The sequence below is a fragment of the Pseudomonas sp. NPDC089428 genome, assembly GCF_044749325.1.
Lineage (GTDB): Bacteria > Pseudomonadota > Gammaproteobacteria > Pseudomonadales > Pseudomonadaceae > Aquipseudomonas.
In genome coordinates this window covers 119,708-136,199 of the sequence record NZ_JBIVHT010000015.1, presented here as the reverse complement: position 1 = coordinate 136,199, position 16,492 = coordinate 119,708, and the positions used below count along the sequence as shown (strand labels likewise).

Genomic DNA, 16,492 nt, shown 5'->3' with positions numbered 1-16,492 from the left:
ATACTCACAAGCACCCACACGAATTGCTTGATTCGATTTGTTAAAGAGCGTTTGGTTAAGAGCTTTTCGTCTCAACCGAGGCGCGCATTCTACGCCTTCCTCATTTGCTGTCAAGCGTTTATTTTGAGGTTTTTTCGAAGCTGCTTTCTTTCAAAAGCGTTCAACTTCAACAACTTACCGCCTGCCTCGTTGCGTTCAACGCTGCGAGGAGGCGAATAATACGCGCTTTGAAATCAGAGTCAACACCTTGATCTGAAAAAACTTTCGATCTTCTTCTGCGGCGACCTGGCAACTAAATGCATGAAGCACCGCTCTGTAGAGAAACAACCCGTGGAGCGTAACGGCCATGAGCAATGCCCAGAGCGAGAAGACCCCAGGCCTGTCGGCGGACGAAGAGAAGGAAGTCAGCCTCAACCAGCCGCCGCGGGCCGCGGTATTGCACGAGATCATTCGGGCCCAGGGCGACCTGGAACTGGAGCGCACCCTCGCGGCATTGTGGTGGTCCGCCCTGGCCGCTGGCCTGACCATGGGCCTGTCACTGATGGCCATGGGGCTGTTCTATGCCCGACTGCCTGAAGGTGACAGCGCGCAGGTCATTGCCAGCATCGGCTACAGCGCCGGCTTTCTTGCAGTGATCCTGGCACGCCAGCAATTGTTCACGGAAAACACCCTTACTGCCGTACTCCCCGTCATGACCACGCCTACCCTGGTCAACCTCGGGCGCTTGCTGCGGCTGTGGGGCGTGGTGCTGCTGGGCAATCTGGCGGGCACCTTGCTGGTGGCATGGGTCATGCTCGAACTGCCGATCTTCGACAGCAAGACCGACGTGGCCTTCCTCGAGGTCGGGCGCAAGGTGATGAAGAACGACATCAGCCAGATGTTCGCCAAAGGCATCGTTTCGGGCTGGATGATCGCTACCATGGTCTGGATGATCCCGTCGATGGAGCAGGCCAAGATCTGGATCATCCTGTTGATCACCTACCTGATGGCCCTGGGCGATTTCACCCATATCGTCGTCGGCTCGGTGGAGGTTTCGTACCTGGTGTGGGCCGGCGACGAAACCTGGCGCAGCTTCTGGCTGTCATTCGCCTTGCCGACCCTGGCCGGCAACATCATCGGCGGCAGCTGCATCTTCGCCCTGATCAGCCATGCCCAGGTACGCAGCGACAGCGGCAAACCACCATCGCAACTATTGAAGGAAGAAGAGCATCAGCACCGGGACTGAACTCAGCGCGCCGCCAGCGCCCGTTCGACCGCCCTGCCCCGCTGCCGCGCCGGATGCGGCTGCCACCAGTTCTGCCCCTCGTGAGGTGAATCGATGCTGACCCGCTCCCCCATCTGCGGCGTGCTCAGCCGCACCTGGGCCGCCGCAGCCAGGGAGACGATGCGTTCGAACGGTTCCTGCCAGCCATGGATGGACAGATCGAAGGTGCCGTTATGGATTGGCAGCATCCAGCGCCCGCGCAGATCCAGATGCGCCTGCAGGCTTTGTTCAGGCTGCATGTGGACGTTGGGCCAGGCCACGTTGTAGGCACCGGTCTCGATCAGCGTCAGGTCGAACGGGCCAAAGCGCTCGCCGATTTCGGCAAAACCGGCGAAGTACCCCGTGTCACCGCTGAAGAACACGCGTGTCTGGTCGTCTATCAGCACCCAGGAGGCCCACAAGGTCCGGTTACTGTCGAATAGCCCACGCCCTGAGAAGTGTTGCGCGGGCGTGGCGATGAAACGTACACCCTCCACTTCGGTTTCCTGCCACCAGTCCAGCTGCGTGACCTTGGCCGCAGGCACACCCCACTCGATCAGCAAGTCACCCACCCCGAGCGGGGCCAGAAAACGCTCGGCACGCGGGGCCAATCGGCGTATCGCCTGCTCATCGAGATGGTCGAAATGATCATGAGACAGGATAACCGCCGTCAGCGGCGGCAACTCGTCCAGCCCCAGCGGTGGCGCATGGAAGCGTAGCGGCCCGGCCCATTGCACCGGCGAGGCGCGCTCGGCGAATACCGGGTCGGTGATGAAGTAGCGACCGCGCAGCTTGAGCAATACTGTGGAGTGGCCCAGGCGCCAGAGGCTATGGTCCGGCGCATCGAGCACCTGCTGGCGGGTCATGGGCTGTACGCTGATCGCCGCCGCCGGCCGGGTTTCTGGCGGTTTGCGCAGCAACAGGTACTTGAGGCCGATGCGCAGCTTCTTCAGCGCGCCATCCTGGGGCAGGCTGGCCTGGTTGTGAAAACGTCCGTCCCGCTGCGGCGCCGATTGGTCGCCAGGATTAGCCATGGGAGCCATGAGCAGCAACACTCCAAGCAAGAGGAAAGGCTTCATGGTACCCCACTGGGATCACATCAACCGTGAAATGGCTTGTAAGGTCATTTTTCGTCGATGAAACACTGTTCAACAATATTCACGTGAGTTATGCGATAAACGGAACCCCGGCAGAAGAACAACGACCATGATGGACAATCGCAGCGGCAAGGGACTTTCATTCGTCAAGCGCATCTATCTGCCGCGCGTCATCGGCCTGGGGATCGGCCTGTTCAGCGTAGCCGCTGCCGTGGCGCCGCTATCGCTGCCAGCCTGGGCTTGGGGATTGCTGCTGTTCAATGGCTTGCTCTGGCCGCATGTCGCCTATCAGTGGGCATCGCGCTCGGTGGCGCCTTATCAGGCAGAACAGCGCAACCTGCTGCTGGACTCGCTGCTGGGTGGGTTCTGGACCGCAGCCATGCACTTCAACCCGCTGCCGACCGTGACCGTGCTGTCGATGATGACCATGAACAACGTGGCCGCAGGCGGCAAGCGCCTGATCATTCACGGGGCAATGGCTCAACTGGTCGGCATGCTGCTGGCCAGTGTGCTGCTGGGCACAGGGCTGCAGTTGAATGCCACGCCACTGCAAATCTACGCCTGCCTGCCAATGTTGACCCTGTATCCGCTGGCGCTGGGCTGGGTCTGCTACCGCCTGGCAATCAAACTGGGCGAACACAAGCGACGCTTGAGCGCCCTGAGCCTGACCGACAGCCTGACCGGCCTGCTCAACCACGGCGCCTGGAAAGACCTGCTGCTGCTCAGGTTCCAGGCCTGCCAGCAACAACAGTCGCCAGCCGTGATCGCGCTGATCGACATCGATCACTTCAAGACCATCAACGACACCTTTGGCCATGTGGTCGGCGATTGCGTGCTGCGCCAGATGAGCGAGGAGCTCAAGCGCAACCTGCGTGAAACCGACCAGGCCGGGCGCTATGGCGGCGATGAGTTCTGCGTGATCCTCCCTGCCTCCAGCGAGGCCCAGGCCTGCCAGGCCATGGAGCGCCTGCGCGAACGGGTCGCCAGCTACCGCAATCCGCAACTGCCGCATCTGCGCATCAGCCTGAGCATCGGCCTGGCGTCCTTCCACACCGACCTGCAGTCCCCCGAGCACTGGCTGGAACAGGCCGACAAGGCCCTGTACAGCGCCAAGCGCCGCGGGCGCGACCAGGTCAATTTTGCCCAAGGCGAAGCCACCCCGCTCAGGCTGGCCTATCCTGACTGAACCTCCTTGCTGATTGACCGGCGGGGGACTGCAGTCATCAAGGAGTTGTCGCGCATGGCCAGGACCGCCAGCCCTCCCCCACGCCTTCAGGTCCGCCGCCTGATCGGCGTTTTCTGCGTAGTCTTCGGCCTCGCTTGCCTGGTCACCCTGGGTGCACTGTTCAACATCGCGGCCACCCTCGACCAGCAGGAGCAGCAACGCAGTGCCTTCCATGCCACCCAGGCGCTGGAGCAACGCCTGCTGGCCTCGCGGCAGTTTCTGTCGAGCTACGCCGTGTGGGACGCGGCCTTCGAGCACCTGGCTGGCAAGGTCGACTGGCAGTGGGCATATGCAGAAAAGAACGTCGGGGAATCGCTCTACAGCGCCAGCGGTTACGAAGGGGTATTCGTGGTCGAAGACCAGCGCACCACCTACGCGCTGTTCAAGGGTGCGCCTACCGAGGCCGCTGCGGGCAGTTTCATCGATGCCCCCCTGGCTGAAATCATCGCTGCTGCGCGCGCGGCCGCCAGCGCCCGCGAGCAGGTCACCCGTTTCGTCATGTTCAACAACTGGCCAGCGGTACTCAGCGCCGCCGCCGTACGCCCGGACAAGGACGTAACCGCAGCAGAAGTGAGCCAGGCACCGGTCATGCTGTTCGTCGACCAGCTTACCGAGGCCAAACTCGCGCGCCTGGGCAAAGGCGCGGGCCTTGAGCGCATGCATATAGAAAAGATCGAAGAGCACACCCACGGTCACCCGCATATTGCCCTGGGCGATACCGGTTATCGCCTGGCCTGGATCAGCCCGCTGCCTGGGCGACAGCTGCTCTGGGCCGTGTTGCCGCCGTTGCTCTGCGCGCTGCTGATACTGGGCCTGGTCATGCTTTACCTGTTTCGCCTTGCGTTGCGCAGCTCCCGCGCCATCGATCACAGCCTGCAGCGCCTGCAGAAGAGCAATCAGGCCCTGGAAGCCAGCGAGCAGCGTTTTCGCGCAGTGGCTGAGGCGGCCTCCGACTGGATCTGGGAAACCGACCGACAACAACGGCTCACGTACCTGTCCCAGCGTTTCGTCAAAGTGACCGGCGACCCGGTCGAGGCCTGGCTCGGCCAGCCGCTCAATCAGCTGCTCAGCTGTGAAACCACGCCGTTGTCAGCCTGGCTCGATGGGCAGATCGAAACCGATTCGGAACAGCCGGCCAACCTGCGTTGCGCCTACCGCGACCACAACGGCCTGAGCCGCTATTGCCGCATCTCGGCACGGGCCATCCGGCTCGATGGCAAGCACGCCGGCTTTCGCGGTACGGCCAGCGATATCACCGACGAAGTCGAGGCCCATGCGCGCATCCAGCACCTGTCGCTGCACGACCCACTGACCGGCCTTGCCAATCGCAACAAACTGGCCAGGCACCTGGAGCAGGCGCTGCTGCGCGGCAGCGACTCACCGCCGCTGACCTTGCTGCTGCTCGACCTGGACAACTTCAAGCCGATCAACGACTCCCTCGGCCATGCAGCAGGTGATGCGGTGCTGCAGGAAGTGGCCGCCCGCCTGCGCGACACCACGCGCGACGTCGATCTGGTGGCACGCCTGGGCGGTGACGAATTCGTGCTGGTACTGGAAGGCGTGGATAACCGCAGCGAGATCGACCGCCTGTGCCGGCGGCTGATCGAACTGCTGCAGCAACCCATCACCTTTGAAAACCAGCAGCTGCACATCGGCGCCAGCCTCGGCATCGCCCAGACCCGCAGCCAGGGGTTCGATGCCGGCGAGCTGATCCGCTGCGCCGATATCGCCCTGTACCAGGCCAAGGCAGATGGCAAGGGCACCTGGCGCTACTTCGCCGCCGAAATGAACCAGCAGATCCAGTACCGCCGCCAACTGGAAAACGACCTGCGCCGCGCCCTTAAGAACAACGAGTTCGTCATCCATTACCAGCCACGCTACCGCCTCAGCGACCTGCGCATCGTCTCGGTCGAAGCCTTGCTGCGCTGGCAGCACCCACAGGAAGGCCTGCTCGCCCCGGATACCTTCATCCCTCTGGCCGAGCAAAGCGGACTGATCGTCACCCTGGGCCGTTGGGTACTGCGCGAAGCATGCCGCAACGCACTCGACTGGCCAGAGCACCTGCTGGTTTCGGTAAACCTGTCACCTGCGCAATTCATGCGCAGTGACGTGGTCGCCGATGTTCGCGAAATCCTTCTGGAAACCACCTTCCCTGCCCAGCAGCTGGAGCTGGAGATTACCGAGAACGTGATGCTCAACGACATCGAGGGCGCCCTGGGCACCATGCTCGCGCTCAAGGAGCTGGGCGTGCGGCTTAACATGGATGACTTCGGCACGGGGTATTCCTCGCTCGGCTACCTGCGGACCTACCCGTTCGACAGCATCAAGATCGACAAGCGCTTCATCGCCGGCCTGGCCAATAGCACCGGCAGCGACCGCGCCGTGGTGCAGGCGATCATCAACCTGGGGGAAGCAATGGGGCTGACGGTGACGGCCGAGGGCGTGGAGACCGAGCAACAATTGCGTGCGCTGCAGAAGGATCGCTGCCACGAAGTGCAGGGTTACTACCTGAGCCGGCCGTTGGACAAGGCCGGCTTCGAGCAATTGTTGAGGCGCAAGCCTGACGGGTCCGCAGATGCTTTGTAATCCGCAGCTCAGCGCAGCGAGCGCTCAGCCACGATTTCCGGCAGATCACGACGCCGCAGGTAAATGCGCAATGGCTCGCCGATGTTCAGCCGGTCATCCACATGTTGCTCCAGCAACAGCGCCAGGCGCTCCCGGCACAGCGACATGCGCGAGCCCTGTTGCGGCCGCCAGACGAATTCGCTGCAGGGGGTGATGCTGTCATCCGCCACGTCCATGCCGAACGCGTCTTCGGAAAACCGCACGATATGGACACCGCGCTTGCCATGAAAGCCGACAAAGCCATTGAGCTGGTCGGCAGCGCTGCAGATGTCCTGGGAAGTGATGGCCATGACGTAACCTCGCAAATGAACGGAAGTGACGCACGCCAGGCAGGCAACGGTCGCCTCTGTTGGGCGACGCGCAGTGGGCAGCCTAGCTCAAGTGTTCATCGTTGTGCCAAGGTTTTCGTCGTCTGGCATCGGGTCGACCTGCGACGCCAGTAGCCCGCCCAGCCAGCTCATGAACGCCTGGACCCGGCGAGGTACATGCCGTTGCCGGGCATACAACAAGGACACCGGCATGGCCTGAGCCTGCCAGCCGTGCATCACCTCCAGCAGCTCACCACTTGCCAGGTGATGCGCCACACCGACTGCCGGCACCTGGATCAAACCGAGGCCCGCCAGGCAGGCCGCCGAATAGGCCTCGGCATTGTTGACCGTGACCACGCCGGCCATGGGCTGAAAGCACACCCGGCCGGCCTGCATGTATTCAAAGCCCGCGCTGCGCGCACCCAGGTTGCGTACATAGTGGACCAGTCGGTGCTTGCCCAGGTCGTCCAGGCTATGCGGCACGCCGCAACGGTCAAGGTAGGCCGGGCTGGCGCAATTGCGCATGCTCAACTGGCCGACCGGCCGCGCCACGACATCCAGGTCACTCAGCGCACCAATGCGCATGACGCAGTCGAAACCTTCACGTAGCAGGTCGACCTGGCGGTCGGTGCAACTGATCTCCACTTCCAGCCTGGGAAACCGTGACAAAAATTGCGGCAAGGCCGGAATGATTACACGGCGGGCCATCATGGTCGGCATGTCGACCCGCAGGCAGCCGGCCAGCTCGGCATCGTCGGCGCGGAACAGGCTTTCGATCTCGTCCATGCCCGACAGCAGGTCCTTGCTGCGCTCATACAGCAGAGTACCGTCCTGGGTTGCCTGGACGCGCCGCGTGGTGCGGTTGAACAGGCGCGTGCCAAGCAGTTGCTCCAGCGCCCTCACCTGCTCCGACACCGTCGAGCGCGGCAGGCCCAGGCTGTCTGCCGCCAGTGTGAAACTGCTCAGCTCACTGACGCGAACGAACGTGCGCAGCAGGTCCAACTTGTTCATATCCACCCCTACTGTTCGAACCAGACGAACAGTATTTCCGATTCCACTGGATTTAACAGCCACAGCACGATCAATAACCTGTCCTACATCCACCATCCACGAGGGATACGACATGACTCGCAAGATCGCTCTGATCACTGGCGCCAGCCGTGGGCTGGGCCGCAATGCCGCCGAACATCTGGCTGCACGCGGTATCGACATCATCGGCACATACCACAGCAAGGCCGACGAGGCCCAGCGCGTGGCCAAGGCCCTCGAAACGGCTGGAGCCAAGGCTGCCATGCTCCAGCTGGATGTCGGCGACAGCAGCAGCTTCGCCGGCTTTGCCGAGCGACTGGGTACGACCCTGCAACAACACTTTGGCCGTGAGCGCTTCGATTTCCTGGTGAACAATGCCGGTATCGGCCTGAATGTACCGTTCAGTGAAACCAGCGAGGCGCAGTTCGACCAGTTGCTGAACATCCAGTTCAAGGGGCCGTTCTTCCTCACACAGCGGCTGCTGCCATTGCTGGTCGATGGCGGGCGCATCGTCAACATCTCGTCCGGGTTGGCGCGCTTTGCGTTGCCTGGGTATGCCGCCTATGCCGCCATGAAGGGGGCGATGGAGGTTCTGACCCGGTATCAGGCCAAGGAGCTGGGGGCACGCGGCATCCGCGTCAACATCCTTGCCCCGGGGGCGATCGAGACTGACTTTGGTGGCGGCGTGGTGCGCGACAACCAGCAGGTCAACGACTTCATTGCTGGCAATACAGCGCTCGGGCGGGTCGGGTTGCCGGACGATATCGGCGCTGCCATCGCGCTGCTGCTGGAGGAAGGCAATGGCTGGATTACCGGGCAGCGGCTGGAAGTGTCTGGCGGGATGTTCCTTTAAGGCAGAAAAACTTGGGGCCGCTTTGCGGCCCATCGCCGGCAAGCCAGCTCCCACAACGACCGCGCTAACCCGCAGGCATGTGCAGTACTTGTGGGAGCCGCGCTTGTCGTGGCGACGAACCGCATCGATGGGCTGCGAAGCGGCCCTTTGGCCATCACTGTTCTGCCTGATCCTCATGCACCTGCACGCTGGCGGTCATCCCCGCACTCAGGTGAACCCCTTCGGGAATCTGATCCAGCCTGATCCGCACCGGAATCCGTTGCGCCAGCCGCACCCAGTTGAACGTCGGCTCCACAACCGGCAGCAGCTGGCTGTCCGGATTGCTGTTGCTGTCGGTGATGCCGCGGCTGATGCTCTGCACATGCCCCTGCATCGCATCGCCCGCGCCCATCAGCCAGACTTTCACCTCATCGCCAACCCGGATGCGCGGCAGCTTGGTCTCCTCGAAGTAGGCCTGGATGTAGAACGTCGAATCATCCACCAGGGCCATCACCGACTGACCGGTGTTGACATAGTTGCCCTGGGCCAGACGCAGGTTGGTGATATGCCCGCTGCGCGGCGCTCGCACTTCACTGCGCGCCAGGTTGATCTTTGCCACTTGCAACTGGGCTTCGGCCTCATGCAGTTCGCCACGGGCGATGGCGGCGTTGATCTGGGCGTTTTCGCGCAGTTCGGCGCTGATCGCCTCCGGGCCCAGCGCCGTGCGCCGCGCGGCTTCACGCTCACGCAGGTGCAACTGCTGGGCGCGGGTTTCAGCCACCGCGCTGGCCTGCTCGAAGGCCGCCTGGAAACGCTCGCGGTCGATGCTCATCAACAGATCGCCAGCCTTGACCTGCTGGTTGTCCTGCACCTTGAGTTCACGCACCCAGCCAGATACGTCCGGGGCGATCACCACCACATCGGCGCGTACCCGGGCATCACGCGTCCACGGCGTGAGCATGTAGTACTGCCAGAGCTTGAAGCCGGCCAGAACGGCAATGGCGACCACGCACAAGGTCACCAGAATACGGACGACAGCACGCATTGAATCCCTCCTTACAAAGGCCCCAGCAGGCGAACTACCAGGAACAGCACACAAACGAACAACGCCGTGTCGAACAGCGCTTCATGCCATATCCAGCGCCCCAGCGGCGTGGCCTGTACCACCAGGCGCAACGCCCCGGTCAGCGCCAGCGCCATCAGCACATAAATCAGGAACGGGCTGAGCAGCACACCGCCCAGCTCCCACTCACGCAAGCCCATGGGCATCCTCCTGCGCGCGGCACCATTTACCCCAACTTTTCTGCAACTGCAGCACCGCGCCCTGGGCCAGGCGCAACGGGTCGCTGGCCGGCGCCCGTTGCAAGGCGGCGATGAACTGCTCGCTGGCCGTATCCAGGCGCTGCTCGCGGCCAACGGCCGGGCCGTTGGCCAGCACCGCCTCGACCTGCTGCAGGTATTCACGCTCGGCGCCAGCCAATGGCACCTGGGCTACCGCCAGGCACATGCGCAAGTGCACCAGTTCATCTCCGATATCCAGCCCATGCAGGCCATCATCCCAGCGCTTGCGTTCGGTGGCTGGCAGCTCGCTGGCATGCCGGGCCAGTTGCATCAGGCGGTCGGCCATGCGCCCGCCAAACCAGCTGTCGGCACCGCGCAGTTCGCGCCGGGTCAGGCGCACCAGGTCGCTCTGGGTTGCGGCGCGCAGGCGCCGGCCAAGCCAGGCCGGGTGGCGGAACACCAGCAAGCGGAAGGCCAATACCGCAGCACCCACACCCACCAACATGGACAGGGCGCTGTTGAGCATGGTCGCCACACCGAACGTCATGGCGTTGAGCGGCGAGACCAGCACGATGAAATGCAGGCAATAGGAAGTGGCCGTGGCGCCGGTACGCGGGTGGGCCATGCCCAACGCGCCAAAGAACAGCGGCACACCCATGCCCAGGCAGAGCATGGCGAAACTGCTCCACTGCGGCAGGATGATCTGCCCGACCAGAAAAGCTGCGGGGATCGCCAGGAAGATCCCGCGCAAGAAGCTCAGGCCAATCTGCGCGCCGTTCTCCCGGCTGGCGAACAGGCTGCACACCACGCAGGTCAGCACCAGGCCGCCAGGCGCCGACGGCCAGGCGGTGGCCAGCCAGAAGCTGCTCATCACCAGAAAGGCCAAGGCACTGCGTGAACCGAACAACAAGGCCAGCGACCAGTCGCGGTGCGCCGCCAGGCCCTGGGATACATCTTTCGGCGCCCTGCCCGCCTCGACATCGTCCAGGGCCTGGGTGGCAGCCATGGCGTAGTCCAGCAGCAAGGCCATGCGCGCCAGGCAGAAGTGCTCGGCGGAACTGATCTGCTCATCATGGGCCGCGTCCCAGATACGCTGACGCAACACCAGCAAGTTCGGCTGATCGGGCTTGACCAGTTGCGCCCGCACTTCGTCAAGCCAAGGCGCGAGGTGCCCGGCTTCGTGCTCGTCCAGTTGCCGCCACTGCCGACGCACCGAGCGTGAAATACGCAGCAGCACCATGAGTTTCTGGCTCAGCCCACGGATGGCCTTGGCTCGCTGCCGCCCGCGTGGGCCTTCGAACCAGGCATGCTCGCGCTGGGTATCGATGGCGACGATGCGACCCAGGCTGTCCAACAGCCCTTTGCGTGCTTCATCCTCGCCACCCAGCATGGCGCTTGCCGCCTGCAGACCGTTCTGCCAGGCCTGACGGGCTTGCCCGGCAAGCTGCTGCTCGACCCGCATCGGCCAGATCAGGGCGCTGCTGGCGGTGGCGCAGAAGATCCCCAGGCAGATTTCAGTGCACCGCGCCACCGCCTGGTCAAACACCTGCAAGGGATGATTGATGGCGGGCAAGGCAATGATGGCCGCCGTATAGCCAGCCAGGACGAACGAATAGGCCCAGGCACTGCGCAATTGCGTGGAGGCCGCCGTGCACAAGGCCAGCCACAGCGCCAGGGTGATCAGGAACAGCCATGGGGTCTGGGCAAACAGGCCGATGAACACCACCGACATGACCGTGCCGACCAAGGTCCCGGCCAGACGCGCCAGGCCTTTCTGCACCACCATTCCGGACAGCGGCTGGGCGACGATGAACGCGGTCATCAAGGCCCAGGATGGCTGCTCCAGCCCCCAGCGCATGGCCAGCCACAACGCCAGCCCCGCCCCAAGCAATGTCTTGATGGCGAACTTGATGGCGAGGCTGCTGGGTGCGAACAGGGCCTGGAAGGTGATGGGCACGAATCGGACCTTGCGGGGGATGGTGAGTTAAACAATAGACAATGGCGAGCAGGATACTGCGGGATCGAATAATTAGCTAGCTAACCATCTTTATCGGCAAAATACGCAGGCAAAAAAATGGGCGACCGAAGTCGCCCTAAATGCCTTGCGTGCTCGTGAATCCGAAAGGTCAGCGCGGCTTGCGCTTGTGCGAGTCCTTCCAGATGAAAATGCCCAGACCGGCAAAGAATGCAACCATCAACCCGACCGTTACCACGCCCGCGATAACCACATTGTCGAAGAACATGCTGGCCTCCCGATTCGTTTGCCGTTGTCCGATGGATGCAAGGTAACGAATACGGGGGCGGGGAAAATTGATCAGGGTCAATGCTGCCCGGGACCGGGCACGCGAGGCGGGTGCAGGGTTGACCTGCGTCAAGTTTCAGCGCTTCTTGGGCTTGCCCTTGGGCTTCTTTTTCTTCGTTGCGGCAAGTGGCATGGCCTGCTCGAACGCCTGGCGCACTTCGTTCAGGCGTTTTTCCTTGAGGTCATGGATGCGCTTGGCGCGCTCGGCATCGAAGTCGATGAGGTTGTCTTGGCTCATGGGTGGGCTCGACGATCTACAGAGACTTGCATCATGAAGCCAGGCGCTGGCCGTGACCAGCCCCGCGTCAGACTTCGATATCGACCAGCAGGCCCTGGCGCGGGTTCTCGCCCATCAGCGGTGCCACCGGCACGGTGTTGTCGGCATTGACTTCGTCACCCGGCATGGCGCTGTAAAGCTCCGCTTCGTCCTTTTTGTTGCGCCGCTGCTGGCGGCGCTGCTCCTCGCGCAGCAGCAGGACTTGCTCCTGCGGGTCGCGCTGCTGCTTCAGGTCGATGGCACTTTCATTGGACGAAGGCTGCACCGGCACCACCGGCTTGATGTCGGGGGTCTGTTTGACCGGGTCCAGTTGTGAGGTCACCGGGGCGGCACTGAGCGGGATGATCGGCGGCAGCATGGCAGTTCTCCTGTGCCCACTGTATCGGCCGTCCGTTAGCCAGCTTGAGCGTCAAGGGTATGGGTGTGCGGCCGCTCATGGCCGCGTCATGCCAATGTAGACAGAGGTTACTCGGTATCGTCCTCAGGGTCGTCGTCGACCGGCGGGCTGGCTTCGCTCCAGGGCCGCTTGTAGACCTGCTGCCAGACCGAATCCATATGCTCGCGCAGTACCTGCGGCGCATTCTTCAGCGACGCGCTGTCTTCACGCTCGCCGCCGACCGGCTCTTCACCTGCCGGGGTGATCAGCGACTGGCCGGTGATGGTGTAGGCGTTCTGCCCCTCGCGCATTTCAATGGCGATGTCATGCGGATCGATGCCGCCACCGCAGAAGGCGTGGCTGGCCACGGTCACCTCGGCGACACCGTCCTTGTTCAGGTCACTGACGTCACTGACATCGGTATAGAAGTCGACATCCAGGTCCAGCCCGGGGCAGGTGGTTTCCTGCTCGATCTGCCAGCGCGGCTTGAACGCGTCGCGCTCGGCTGTGCGCCCGTAGAGGGTGGCCTTGAGCACCACCTTGTCGACTTCCTGCTCGGATTCGGCATCCACTGCCTGGCCATCGCTGCGGCTGAGCACCAGCAGCCCCTCGCCGTCGCGGTCACGGAAGTGCACGCTCTTGATCGGCGTCTGCACGCCCAGCACTTCGAGCTGCTCGACCGGGATCGCAGGCAGGGTTTCAAAATTTTTCTGTTCGCAGGCGGCCAGCAGCAGCAAGCTGCCCATGGCCAGGGAGGTGTGCAACCAGCGGTGCTTGAGCGGCATATCGGTGCGTAGCCCTCGTCAGCAAGACGGTGATCTGCGATGAAACAGCTAGACTGATGGACTTCTGGTCTATGGTCCGCCCGGCCTATCCGTTAACATAGCCGGCTTTTTCATCGCGGGAGTTCAGGCAGTATGGCGCAGCAGTATCAACCGGGGCAACGCTGGATCAGCGACAGCGAAGCGGAGCTCGGCCTGGGGACCATCCTGGCGCAGGATGGCCGCCTGCTGACCGTGCTCTACCCGGCCACTGGCGACACCCGCCAGTATTCCCTGCGCAATGCGCCGCTGACCCGCGTGCGCTTCTCGCCAGGTGACCAGATCACCCACTTCGAAGGCTGGAAGCTGACCGTGCGCGAAGTCGAGGACATCGACGGGCTGATGGTCTACCACGGCCTGGATGGCCAGAACCAGCCGCGCACCCTGCCGGAAACCCAGCTGTCGAACTTCATCCAGTTCCGCCTGGCCAGCGATCGCCTGTTCGCCGGGCAGATCGACCCGCTGTCGTGGTTCAGCCTGCGTTACAACACCTTGCACCACACCAGCAAGCAGATGCAGTCGTCGCTGTGGGGCCTGGGTGGCTGCCGCGCGCAACCGATCGCCCACCAGTTGCACATCGCCCGCGAAGTCGCCGACCGCAGCGCCCCACGGGTATTGCTGGCCGACGAAGTAGGCCTGGGCAAGACCATCGAGGCCGGCCTGGTGATTCACCGCCAGCTGCTGTCCGGCCGCGCCAGCCGCGTGCTGATCCTGGTTCCGGAAAACCTCCAGCACCAGTGGCTGGTGGAAATGCGCCGGCGCTTCAACCTGCAGGTCGCCTTGTTCGACGCCGAGCGCTTCATCGAAAGCGACGCCAGCAACCCGTTCGAGGATGCCCAACTGGCGCTGGTCGCTCTGGAATGGCTGGTCGATGACGAAAAGGCCCAGGACGCGCTGTTTGCCGCTGGCTGGGACCTGATGGTGGTCGACGAGGCGCACCACCTGGTGTGGCACGAAGACCAGGTCAGCGCCGAGTACGGCCTGGTCGAGCAACTGGCTCAGGTCATCCCGGGCGTGCTGCTGCTGACCGCAACCCCTGAACAACTCGGCCAGGACAGCCACTTTGCCCGCCTGCGCCTGCTCGACCCCAACCGTTTCCATGACCTCGCGGCGTTCCGCGCCGAGAGCGAAAACTACCGCCCGGTGGCCGAGGCCGTGCAGGAGCTGCTTGAAGAAGGCCGCTTGTCTCCCAAGGCCCATGCCACCATTCAAGGCTTCCTCGGCGCCGAAGGCGAAGCCCTGCTGGCGGCGGTCAACGATGGCGATACCCAGGCCAGCGCCCGCCTGATCCGCGAGCTGCTTGACCGCCACGGCACCGGCCGCGTGCTGTTCCGTAACACTCGTGCGGCAGTCCAGGGCTTCCCCGAGCGCCAGCTGCACCCGTATCCGCTGGCCAACCCAGCGCAATACCAGGACCTGCCAGCCGGCGAACACGCCGAGTTGTACCCGGAAGTGGCCTTCCAGGCCCAGGGTGACGTCAGCGATGACGAGCGCTGGTGGCGCTTCGACCCTCGGGTCGACTGGCTGATCGACACACTGAAGATGCTCAAGCGCACCAAGGTCCTGGTGATCTGCGCCCACGCCGAAACCGCCATGGACCTGGAAGACGCCCTGCGCGTGCGCTCCGGCATCCCGGCCACGGTGTTCCACGAAGGCATGAGCATCCTCGAACGCGACCGTGCCGCTGCCTACTTTGCCGACGAGGAATTCGGCGCCCAGGTGCTGATCTGCTCCGAGATCGGCAGTGAAGGCCGTAACTTCCAGTTCGCCCATCACCTGGTGATGTTCGACCTGCCGGCCCACCCGGACCTGCTCGAACAGCGTATCGGCCGTCTCGACCGGATCGGTCAGAAGCACACCATCGAACTGCACATCCCGTACCTGCAGGACAGCCCGCAGGAGCGCCTGTTCCAGTGGTACCACGATGGCCTCAACGCCTTCCTCAATACCTGCCCGACCGGCAACGCCCTGCAGCACCAGTTCGGCCCGCGCCTGCTGCCGATGCTCGAGGGCGGCGACGCCAAGGCCTGGACCGCACTGGTCAGCGAGGCCCGTGGCGAGCGCGAGCGCCTGGAGGCAGAACTGCACAGCGGCCGTGACCGCCTGCTGGAACTCAACTCCGGTGGCGCCGGTGAAGGCCAGGCGCTGGTCGAGGCCATCCTCGAGCAGGACGACCAGTTCGCCTTGCCGATCTACATGGAAACCCTGTTCGACGCCTTCGGCATCGACAGCGAAGACCACTCGGAAAACGCCCTGATCCTCAAGCCGAGCGAGAAAATGCTCGACGCCAGCTTCCCGCTGGGCGACGACGAAGGCGTGACCATCACCTACGACCGTGCCCAGGCCCTGTCACGTGAAGACATGCAGTTCCTGACCTGGGAGCACCCGATGGTCCAGGGCGGCATGGACCTGGTGCTGTCCGGCTCGATGGGCAACACCGCCGTCGCGCTGATCAAGAACAAGGCGCTCAAGCCCGGTACCGTACTGCTTGAACTGCTGTTCGTCAGCGAGGTGGTGGCGCCACGCAGCCTGCAACTGGGCCGCTACCTGCCACCAGCGGCACTGCGCTGCCTGCTCGATGCCAATGGCAACGACCTGGCGTCGCGCGTGGCGTTCGAAACCCTCAATGACCAGCTCGAAAGCGTACCACGTGCCAGCGCCAACAAATTCGTCCAGGCCCAGCGTGACGTGCTGGCCAAGCGCATCAGCGGTGGCGAGGCCAAGGTCATGCCAGTGCACGTCGAGCGCGTGGCCGAGGCACAGCGCCGCCTGGCCGCCGAGGCCGATGAAGAGCTGGCCCGCCTGACCGCACTTCAGGCGGTCAACCCGAGCGTGCGTGACAGCGAGATCGATGCGCTGCGCAAGCAGCGGGAACAGGGCATGGCGATGCTGGACAAGGCCGCCTTGCGGCTTGAAGCCATCCGCGTACTCGTTGCCGGGTAAACTGACAGGCCATACCACCTGGGGGCGCCTTGCGCCCCCGTTCGTTATTACGACTGGCTATCGATTTGAGAACCAAATCATTGAAGCCAAAGTGCCATTACTCAGGAAGGTTTAGCCAGCTGTTTCTATACTG

At 63.4% G+C, this 16,492-nt stretch carries 15 protein-coding genes; 5 read left to right on the top strand and 10 right to left on the bottom strand.

Annotated features, from left to right (window positions below):
* The first annotated feature begins 346 nt into the window (after nucleotides 1-346).
* On the top strand, nucleotides 347-1,225 hold the full coding sequence (locus tag ACIPZ5_RS22850) for a formate/nitrite transporter family protein (RefSeq protein WP_343600330.1): 879 nt from the start codon (nucleotides 347-349) through the stop codon (nucleotides 1,223-1,225).
* Between the two features lie 2 nt (nucleotides 1,226-1,227).
* On the opposite strand, the gene ACIPZ5_RS22845 is transcribed toward ACIPZ5_RS22850, so the two are convergent.
* Entirely contained in the window at nucleotides 1,228-2,322 is a 1,095-nt protein-coding gene (locus tag ACIPZ5_RS22845) for an MBL fold metallo-hydrolase (RefSeq protein ID WP_343600327.1), read from the bottom strand.
* A 130-nt stretch (nucleotides 2,323-2,452) separates the two neighbouring features.
* On the opposite strand from ACIPZ5_RS22845, the gene ACIPZ5_RS22840 reads away from it, so the two are divergent.
* A complete protein-coding gene (locus ACIPZ5_RS22840) occupies nucleotides 2,453-3,526 on the top strand; it encodes a diguanylate cyclase (RefSeq protein WP_400810784.1) in 1,074 nt (357 codons plus the stop codon).
* Nucleotides 3,527-3,580: 54 nt separating this feature from the next.
* Nucleotides 3,581-6,151, top strand: a complete 2,571-nt coding sequence (locus ACIPZ5_RS22835; RefSeq protein WP_400810781.1) for an EAL domain-containing protein — start codon at nucleotides 3,581-3,583, stop codon at nucleotides 6,149-6,151.
* Between the two features lie 8 nt (nucleotides 6,152-6,159).
* Here the strand turns inward: ACIPZ5_RS22835 and ACIPZ5_RS22830 are convergent, their stop codons facing one another.
* A complete protein-coding gene (locus ACIPZ5_RS22830) occupies nucleotides 6,160-6,480 on the bottom strand; it encodes a DUF2025 family protein (protein WP_261941277.1) in 321 nt (106 codons plus the stop codon).
* 87 nt (nucleotides 6,481-6,567) lie between these two features.
* Nucleotides 6,568-7,509: a LysR substrate-binding domain-containing protein gene (locus tag ACIPZ5_RS22825; RefSeq protein ID WP_400810780.1), complete on the bottom strand. Its 942-nt coding sequence runs from the start codon at nucleotides 7,507-7,509 to the stop codon at nucleotides 6,568-6,570.
* 112 nt (nucleotides 7,510-7,621) lie between these two features.
* On the opposite strand from ACIPZ5_RS22825, the gene ACIPZ5_RS22820 reads away from it, so the two are divergent.
* Nucleotides 7,622-8,380, top strand: a complete 759-nt coding sequence (locus tag ACIPZ5_RS22820; RefSeq protein WP_343600321.1) for an SDR family oxidoreductase — start codon at nucleotides 7,622-7,624, stop codon at nucleotides 8,378-8,380.
* A gap of 154 nt (nucleotides 8,381-8,534) precedes the next feature.
* On the opposite strand, the gene ACIPZ5_RS22815 is transcribed toward ACIPZ5_RS22820, so the two are convergent.
* From ACIPZ5_RS22815 to ACIPZ5_RS22785, 7 genes are all read right to left on the bottom strand, one after another.
* Nucleotides 8,535-9,404: an HlyD family secretion protein gene (locus tag ACIPZ5_RS22815; RefSeq protein ID WP_343600140.1), complete on the bottom strand. Its 870-nt coding sequence runs from the start codon at nucleotides 9,402-9,404 to the stop codon at nucleotides 8,535-8,537.
* An 11-nt stretch (nucleotides 9,405-9,415) separates the two neighbouring features.
* Nucleotides 9,416-9,622: a DUF1656 domain-containing protein gene (locus ACIPZ5_RS22810; RefSeq protein ID WP_261941281.1), complete on the bottom strand. Its 207-nt coding sequence runs from the start codon at nucleotides 9,620-9,622 to the stop codon at nucleotides 9,416-9,418.
* Complete coding sequence (locus tag ACIPZ5_RS22805) at nucleotides 9,609-11,597, bottom strand: FUSC family protein (RefSeq protein ID WP_343600143.1); 1,989 nt, start codon at nucleotides 11,595-11,597, stop codon at nucleotides 9,609-9,611. The genes ACIPZ5_RS22810 and ACIPZ5_RS22805 overlap by 14 nt, the downstream gene beginning before the upstream one ends.
* Before the next feature lie 169 nt (nucleotides 11,598-11,766).
* Nucleotides 11,767-11,883 carry a cytochrome c oxidase subunit CcoM gene (gene ccoM / locus ACIPZ5_RS22800; protein WP_060512656.1) on the bottom strand — a complete coding sequence of 39 codons (117 nt, stop codon included), beginning with the start codon at nucleotides 11,881-11,883 and terminating at the stop codon, nucleotides 11,767-11,769.
* A gap of 135 nt (nucleotides 11,884-12,018) precedes the next feature.
* Nucleotides 12,019-12,180, bottom strand: coding sequence for a hypothetical protein (locus ACIPZ5_RS22795; RefSeq protein ID WP_261941283.1), 162 nt, complete (start codon nucleotides 12,178-12,180; stop codon nucleotides 12,019-12,021).
* A 67-nt stretch (nucleotides 12,181-12,247) separates the two neighbouring features.
* Nucleotides 12,248-12,577 (bottom strand): aspartate-semialdehyde dehydrogenase, encoded by a 330-nt coding sequence (locus ACIPZ5_RS22790; protein WP_261941284.1) that lies wholly within the window; start codon nucleotides 12,575-12,577, stop codon nucleotides 12,248-12,250.
* A gap of 107 nt (nucleotides 12,578-12,684) precedes the next feature.
* The gene (locus tag ACIPZ5_RS22785; protein WP_261941285.1) at nucleotides 12,685-13,380 is read right to left on the bottom strand and encodes a M949_RS01915 family surface polysaccharide biosynthesis protein; all 696 of its coding nucleotides are present in this window, start codon (nucleotides 13,378-13,380) and stop codon (nucleotides 12,685-12,687) included.
* A gap of 132 nt (nucleotides 13,381-13,512) precedes the next feature.
* On the opposite strand from ACIPZ5_RS22785, the gene rapA reads away from it, so the two are divergent.
* Nucleotides 13,513-16,359 (top strand): RNA polymerase-associated protein RapA, encoded by a 2,847-nt coding sequence (rapA, locus tag ACIPZ5_RS22780; RefSeq protein WP_261941286.1) that lies wholly within the window; start codon nucleotides 13,513-13,515, stop codon nucleotides 16,357-16,359.
* Nucleotides 16,360-16,492: the final 133 nt, after the last annotated feature.

Coding starts and splice junctions, on each gene's coding strand:
- ACIPZ5_RS22845 (WP_343600327.1), bottom strand. CDS start 2,322: ATGAAGCCTTTCCTCTTGCTTGGAGTGTTGCTGCTCATGGCTCCCATG.
- ACIPZ5_RS22850 (WP_343600330.1), top strand. CDS start 347: ATGAGCAATGCCCAGAGCGAGAAGACCCCAGGCCTGTCGGCGGACGAA.
- ACIPZ5_RS22815 (WP_343600140.1), bottom strand. CDS start 9,404: ATGCGTGCTGTCGTCCGTATTCTGGTGACCTTGTGCGTGGTCGCCATT.
- ACIPZ5_RS22785 (WP_261941285.1), bottom strand. CDS start 13,380: ATGCCGCTCAAGCACCGCTGGTTGCACACCTCCCTGGCCATGGGCAGC.
- ACIPZ5_RS22820 (WP_343600321.1), top strand. CDS start 7,622: ATGACTCGCAAGATCGCTCTGATCACTGGCGCCAGCCGTGGGCTGGGC.
- ACIPZ5_RS22810 (WP_261941281.1), bottom strand. CDS start 9,622: ATGGGCTTGCGTGAGTGGGAGCTGGGCGGTGTGCTGCTCAGCCCGTTC.
- ACIPZ5_RS22790 (WP_261941284.1), bottom strand. CDS start 12,577: ATGCTGCCGCCGATCATCCCGCTCAGTGCCGCCCCGGTGACCTCACAA.
- rapA (WP_261941286.1), top strand. CDS start 13,513: ATGGCGCAGCAGTATCAACCGGGGCAACGCTGGATCAGCGACAGCGAA.
- ACIPZ5_RS22835 (WP_400810781.1), top strand. CDS start 3,581: ATGGCCAGGACCGCCAGCCCTCCCCCACGCCTTCAGGTCCGCCGCCTG.
- ccoM (WP_060512656.1), bottom strand. CDS start 11,883: ATGTTCTTCGACAATGTGGTTATCGCGGGCGTGGTAACGGTCGGGTTG.
- ACIPZ5_RS22825 (WP_400810780.1), bottom strand. CDS start 7,509: ATGAACAAGTTGGACCTGCTGCGCACGTTCGTTCGCGTCAGTGAGCTG.
- ACIPZ5_RS22795 (WP_261941283.1), bottom strand. CDS start 12,180: ATGAGCCAAGACAACCTCATCGACTTCGATGCCGAGCGCGCCAAGCGC.
- ACIPZ5_RS22840 (WP_400810784.1), top strand. CDS start 2,453: ATGGACAATCGCAGCGGCAAGGGACTTTCATTCGTCAAGCGCATCTAT.
- ACIPZ5_RS22830 (WP_261941277.1), bottom strand. CDS start 6,480: ATGGCCATCACTTCCCAGGACATCTGCAGCGCTGCCGACCAGCTCAAT.